Raw genomic sequence first — 6,814 nt, forward strand, 5'->3', positions numbered from 1 at the left:
TAAATATCAACTACTACACTCGTATGAAGTGATGACTTGCGCTAACATTTCATATATCTGATCATCAGGAATCGTAGTGGCCGAAGATGCTATATTTTTTAAAATCTCTTTTAGATTTTTGTAATCTTTTTGACTTATTAGCTCACTAAATAGCATGCCAGGGTTTGCTTTAAATGCAGCAAAGAGGGAGCTATCCAATACTACGTTGCTTTTAATTGCTCCTGGGTTGGTTACATCATTGGTATCTTTCGTACTAATGTTGCTGTAGATACGATTATATCTGTTACAAGCAAGCGTAATAAACGATACTACTACCATACATATAACTGCTATTAAACGAGGAATATAAATATATGTTTTTGTACGGTACATGAGTTAATAGCTAAATAATTGAATGATATATTGCATTAAAAATCAATAGAATAAATATGTATAATACAATATATAGTTGGTTCTTAAAATAGGGTTTAGATTCTTGTTTACTAACTAAATCAAGCTTATTTAAATAACTATTTGTTTTTATTTATTAGTAAATATTATAAAGTTATGATAATACTAAATTTTTATTAAAAAAGCAATAATTAAATCGTAGGTATCTATTAACTACTGTGGCAGAAGTGGACCCAAAAATGCCATTTTTAAAATAGTTGTGCTGAGCAAGTGACCGTTACAACTGAAATAGAAAAATAGTTAAAATGGAATTTGAAAGGCGGATTCTGTTTTTACAGTTGTAAGCTATGATTTCAGCCAATTTTTGCACAGGGCTTGATTTTTTGCTTATTTTTTATGGGGAAAAGTAAGATAAAAATTCCTTACGACTTAAATGCACCAATGGTGGTTATCCTTAAGTGGACGCTATTGCGTGAACAGATACTTACTTTTTTATTTTGTATAGGCTTGTTATAGTGCTGAATGGATATGATTGCGTAGCATACGCTCGGTTAATAACACTTGCTCTCTAATTTTAATAGAAGGTAGTTGGGTTATAAATGGCTGTACTACTTGTCTTGATCTTTTTTTGTTTGAGTGGTATGCTTACTAATTTTTAGTGCTTCTTTAGCTGCCTTTTCTAAAAGATATCCGATCTCTGGACCTAGGTATGTTTGGGCTATCTGAACATCTATGGCCAAGGTTTCTTGGGCCATATGCTGAACCTCTGTTGAGTGGATATAACTGGCTGCATGGCGTAGATCATGGAGCCTTTCGGCTAGCTTGATAAAGAGTACGGATAGTTGAACATGATCTTCTTTAATCGCTTTTTCTAATCTATTCTGCACATAAAGCAAAGAAGGATCGTCTAACTCTTCTCGTTTATCTATTTTTACCACATTAGATACAAAAGTATAAACGCCTAAGTTGTAATGTTCTTTGATATAAGAAAGAGGCAAACAAGTATGACGGACCAATTCATAAAGCAAAGAAGCATAAACTACTTTAGGCGAGTGAAAAACCCAATCTGTTAGTAATTCAGCAATTCGTACCGCACGGACATAAAACAATTGGCCTGAAGTATGACGTTTAAAACCAAAGTTTTGCCGCAATAATAAAAGTAAGCCTGAAATTGTTTTTACATCAATAGGATCTTCTTCACACAATGATTTACAGAAATGATCATGGAATTTCATTAATGTCATCATGGAATCAGCTTGCTCTTTAGGCGTAACAAGTGCTGCTGTAGTTAAACAATCTATAGGGTATTGAACAGTTATTTTATCTAGAATATCAGTTATATCGTTAGGAAGCACCAGTAGGATAGTAGGCTGCTTATCATCACCAGAAATATCCAAATAGCCATAATGGGCACGGACCATACTAGCTATAGTATGTTGCTCAAGATCTATGAATGGTGGGGCATCTTGCTGACTTTTGGCGTCCATAGTATCTATTGCATCATAGATTGCTTTTACGTTCGGAAAAACGTGATAGGAAGTGGTAACCGGACTAATGACCAAAGCAGTAGCTGGAAAATTCATAAACAATGCAGGCGCATTGTTCCTCATAGAGTCGGCTTGCTTAAGTTGCAAAGAAGTAGGATGCAGGTGTATACCAATAACTGGTGCATTGGTTGCTCTTAATCTACCCATCCGTAAAATAGCCTTCACCAATGAATAGACTACTTGGTTGATATCACATACCATATCGGGCGATGGTTCTTGATTCAACACGCTGATTTTTTCTATCAACAATTTAGGGGGATTTTCTACCGCTTGTGACAAGGCAACTTCTACCTTACGCATTAACTGATCTAAGCTAATTTTAGTGGGATGCAGTAGTGCATGACTCTTAGCCTTTTCTTTTTTATTAAAAAAGAAAACCCAGTCATAAAATTTATTGATGATACTTTGAAAGTCTTCTTTAAACAGGGGTGTGTCATTATCTAAAAATGAGATAGATTCTTCAACTTTACGCACTACTTGCTTTAAAACAAAACCATAGCCTTTAGGGTGCGTAGCACCATGAGAGGGTAATAAAGTGGCATCATACAGGGATGCTTTTAGCTCTTGGGCTTCTCTAATACTTTCTTGATGTTTTAGGTAAAGATTTTGGGTTATATAACTACTTAGCTTTATTTTGAGATAAATGATTATAGACAATATGAGTAAAGCTACTATGAAAAATGGGAATAAAGAGCATAATACTGAATAAGAGAGGGTAATAGAGATTGGATAAATAGCCAATAATAGCGTGGTAGCTACCACGCTTATGGCTAAATAAAGAGGCAGTACCGATAAGATGACAGCGCAATGGGCTAGAGATAAAGAGGTAGTAAAGATCGGATCTACCGCATGCCACCAATGCCAAATCAGGCTTATAGGAAGATAAGCCGCTAATCCAATTAGCCAAGTTAAGCCAGTACAACAAGCTGGAATGGCTTTGCTAAAAAAAGTTTTAGAAGAGGTAAAAAGCACTCCCAAAATAGCTTGGACTACGGCCCAATATATCCGTTCTGGTGTAATAAACCAATAACCTAGAATAGCAGTCATGATGAGATAGAGCCCCGTTAAGCGGAATGTAGAATCGGTGGGTAGCAGCTTAGTAAAAATAGTTGCCCTATTTGCCCAAGCATTTTGAATAGTTTCCTTTCGTTCTGCACGTTTGCGGGTATAGGCTTGTTGGATTTGCTTAAATGAATGATCTGGCTTAACCCAACCGGCATTCTTCGGCTGTTTTAGTAGATAATGGGCAGCCATCATCGCTAGACCATTAGCTAACGTAGCCAGGAAACAACCATCCATTCTGATTGAAGCATTCACCCATTTATGCCACGCTAAAATAGCTAGCAAACCTGTAGCCATGCCTACTAAAGCTGTCCGAGAAGTACCTCGAAAACCAAAAATCGCTAAGATAAAAGGAGCTGCTAGGATAGGTACAGCGCAAGCAAACGACCAAAAAAGCAGTTGTAATAGATCTTTAAATTGCAAAGCTACTATCATAGCAGATAGCCCTATCACTAGCGTAATGCGTTGGGCTATTTTAAGTTGGTAGGCCTCTGTAATTATTTTTTGCTGGTATAGGCTTTTGATAATGTCGTGGCTTACCATAACCGCACAGACATTTAAACAAGAATCTGCTGTAGACATAGCCATAGCCAGTAAACTAATCGCAAGTAATCCTTTAAAATAAGGTGGAACATTATTCATTATATAGGGCCAAATCTCCACGTTTTTTAAACCTGGCCCTCCACCTATAAAAACAAATAGACCAACTAGCATGATAAAAGAAGCTATAATAAATTTAAAAGCAGCAGCATACGAAAAAACTTTTCGAGCCTGAATCGGGTCAGAACACATATAGATTCGTTGTATAAGAGGGGGATCTATAAAAGCAAATACAATAGAGGGAACTAGTAGTAACATACCCAATAGCTTTTTATTAAATTGGAATAGACTACTAAATTGAAAGTTAGTATAGTTGCCTAACATAGGCATAATAGTGGCAATTGGCTTGCCTATTTTCACAAACATAAACCAAGCTAAAAGAGGAATAATGATGGAAAAGGTTAGGAATTGCAATACATCTGTATAGATAACTGCACGAACACCCCCAAAGGTGGAATAGAAGACAAGAAATAAGGTAGCAAGAATAGCTACTAGGTGAGGATTAATCGAACCTAAAACAATTTTCGTGGTGTAAGACATTACATTAATTTGGATGGTAATTATAATAATACACTTGCAAATACCAATCAGTGCAGCCACAATTCTAGCATAGTTCCCATATACATGACCTATCGTTTCTGCAATAGATAAATGTTCCATAAAGGGGCCCATACGTAAGGCTAATTTACCAATCATCCACATACCGAAACAACTTGGCAATATAGTAGCTACTATCCACGTTAAACCAAGGCTATGAACACACTCTACATTGCGTATTAGGCCACCTCCGCCATAAGCAGTAGCTAATAGAGTAGCTACTAAAGTAGTGGTAGCCAAATTTTTATGTCCTACCGCATATGCTCGAAAGGTGGTTTTTGTTCTGCTAAAGTAAATGCCTACTATCAAGGTTAATACCAAGAAAGCGGATACGATAGATAAAGGTAAGGTTAAGCAAGCCATAAACTAAAATGTATTCAATAGATAAAAAAATAGTTAACAATAATTTATAGTTTCAATAGCATGCTATAAAATTTTGTTTTATTTTAATCATTTTTTTTGTAAAAAAAATAAAGCTAAAGGATTTTATAGCCCCGAATCGGCTAAATGCGATTAAAGTGTTAGATAGGGCATTATTTTGTTGCCCCAATCAGGATGGTATCCTGGTAGCTTTTGTATGGTACACAAAGTGGTGAATTTTCCTCGCTTTTTTCTGTAGGCTATAATGGATTTGGCCAGAGCTGCTGAGATATAAGGATGAGCAATCAATGCTTGAAAGGTTGCTTCGTTTAACGATATTTTTTTAGGGCTATATGGTGCTGGTATAGTCGTACACTGCTTTAATCTTGCTTGAAGGCGGTTAGATAAATGATAGATTTCTTTATATTGATCCAGTGAGATAAAGCCACCTAATTTGTCTCTGTAGCCTATCACTCTTAGGGCAAGTTGTTTCGTTATTCCTGTGATCGCTTGTAACTGTGTTGCAGTAGCGCTGTTAATGTTAATGGGTGCTGATTTAGCAGCATTTTCTTGCAATAGGGTTAGATTTTTTTCCAATAAAGCAATATCTGCACTATGATCTAATGGTTTATAAATAGACCTTTGGTATAAGTTATATACCTTGGGGGCAATCACTAAAAGAAATATCAGGAGCATAATAGCCAGTAAGCCGTTGCTTTCTCTATTAGAGAAGTGTAAGGCTTGTTTGATCGAATCTTTTAATTTGCGTAACATGATGCATAGTGGATGTTACATATTTCTCCCACTTCTCTATGAGTTTAACAAAATTTTGGGGTAAAGGAGCTTCAAAAGAGAGCGGTTTTTCTGTTAAAGGATGGTTAAATCCAAGAACGGCTGCATGTAGTACTTGGTAAGGCATCAATTTAAAACAGTTCTCTACAAAAGCTTTATAAGCAGCATACCGTTGGCCACTAACTATTACATCGCCCCCATATTGGGTGTCACCAAAAATCGGATGGCCTATATGTTTCATATGAACACGAATCTGATGGGTCCGTCCTGTTTCTAATGTACAGGCTACAAGGGCAACATGGTGTAGACGTTTGATTACTTGATAATGGGTAATCGCCCTTTTTCCTTGTTGATGATCTGGGAAAACAGCTATTCTTTGATGGTTATGGCTGTCTTTGCCTATATTTAAATCAATCGTACCTGTCTCATTTCGAGGATCACCCCAAACCAATGCATAATAGATTCGTGTGACGGTATGGTTATAGAATTGACGAGCCAATGATGCTAAGCTCTCCGCTGTTTTGGCTACTACCAATAGACCTGATGTGTTTTTATCAATGCGATGTACCAAGCCAGGCCTATTAGCCATATTGTCTTTTAAGGGTAAATTTTTATAGCGATACAATAGTGCATGGGCTAGTGTTCCCCTTCTATGAGCTGTATCTGGATGTACCACCATCTGAGCAGGTTTATGAATAACCAATAGGTGTTCATCTTCATAAATGATGTCCAATGGTATCTTTTCTGGCGTAACTATTTCTAGGTCTATGGTACTAGCTATACGTGCTACTATTTTGTCTTCAGATTGAACTACATAATTAGACTTAATTATTTGCTCATTAACCAAAATAGACTGATTTGAAATGGCTTCTTGGATTTTATTCCGACTTATATCTAAAACGTTTGATAGAAATTTGTCTATACGAAAACTACAATAGGATTTTGTAACTGTAATTAGATGCTCTTTAAAAGGTACTTCAGGTAGGTTATATTCTTTCATATAACTAAATCAATCCAATTTTAGGTTGTAAACCCTTTTTGTTCCATAATGACCTGCATCAGGAATGCATTTCTAAAAAATTTTCGTCTCTGTTGCTTAAAGCAAAGTTTAGGTTCCTGGGTTACGCTAGAAGCTGGTTCAGGTAGCCTAGTTTTTGCTGTTGCTAACTGGGAAAAAGAAGTAGCTGAAGGTCGTTTATTAACCACTTTTTTTATATCCTCTAGCTCATCTTTATTCAGCTGGTTATCAGACATAGCATCATTTACAATAATTACTGCTTTATAATATTCATATAGCCATTGAAGGACCCAAGAGATTAAAATTACAATACCTTTGATTGCTAATTCAGATGTGCATAGCAAAAGTTCCATTGGTAATAATATAAAAAGATAGCGATAGAAAGACTAGCCGAATTTTTTAACTCCCAGAAAATATACTAATAAACTATTTATTTGTAGTAGTTGAT

General features: G+C 36.0%; 5 protein-coding genes. All 5 read right to left on the reverse strand.

Annotation, left to right across the window (positions count from 1 at the left end):
- Positions 1-6 precede the first annotated feature (6 nt).
- On the reverse strand, positions 7-372 hold the full coding sequence (locus MUW74_RS00965; protein ID WP_243518395.1) for a hypothetical protein: 366 nt from the start codon (positions 370-372) through the stop codon (positions 7-9).
- A 626-nt stretch (positions 373-998) separates the two neighbouring features.
- Positions 999-4,559 carry a sodium:solute symporter family protein gene (locus MUW74_RS00970; RefSeq protein ID WP_243518397.1) on the reverse strand — a complete coding sequence of 1,187 codons (3,561 nt, stop codon included), beginning with the start codon at positions 4,557-4,559 and terminating at the stop codon, positions 999-1,001.
- A gap of 150 nt (positions 4,560-4,709) precedes the next feature.
- Entirely contained in the window at positions 4,710-5,330 is a 621-nt protein-coding gene (locus tag MUW74_RS00975) for a ComEA family DNA-binding protein (RefSeq protein WP_243518399.1), read from the reverse strand.
- Positions 5,281-6,348 (reverse strand): RluA family pseudouridine synthase, encoded by a 1,068-nt coding sequence (locus MUW74_RS00980; protein ID WP_243518401.1) that lies wholly within the window; start codon positions 6,346-6,348, stop codon positions 5,281-5,283. Before MUW74_RS00980 ends, MUW74_RS00975 begins: the two co-directional genes overlap by 50 nt.
- Positions 6,349-6,368: 20 nt before the next feature.
- Positions 6,369-6,719 carry a hypothetical protein gene (locus tag MUW74_RS00985; protein ID WP_243518403.1) on the reverse strand — a complete coding sequence of 117 codons (351 nt, stop codon included), beginning with the start codon at positions 6,717-6,719 and terminating at the stop codon, positions 6,369-6,371.
- Positions 6,720-6,814: the final 95 nt, after the last annotated feature.

Source organism: Candidatus Cardinium sp. cBcalN2 (assembly GCF_022810445.1).
In the GTDB taxonomy this organism is placed as follows: Bacteria; Bacteroidota; Bacteroidia; order Cytophagales; family Amoebophilaceae; genus Cardinium.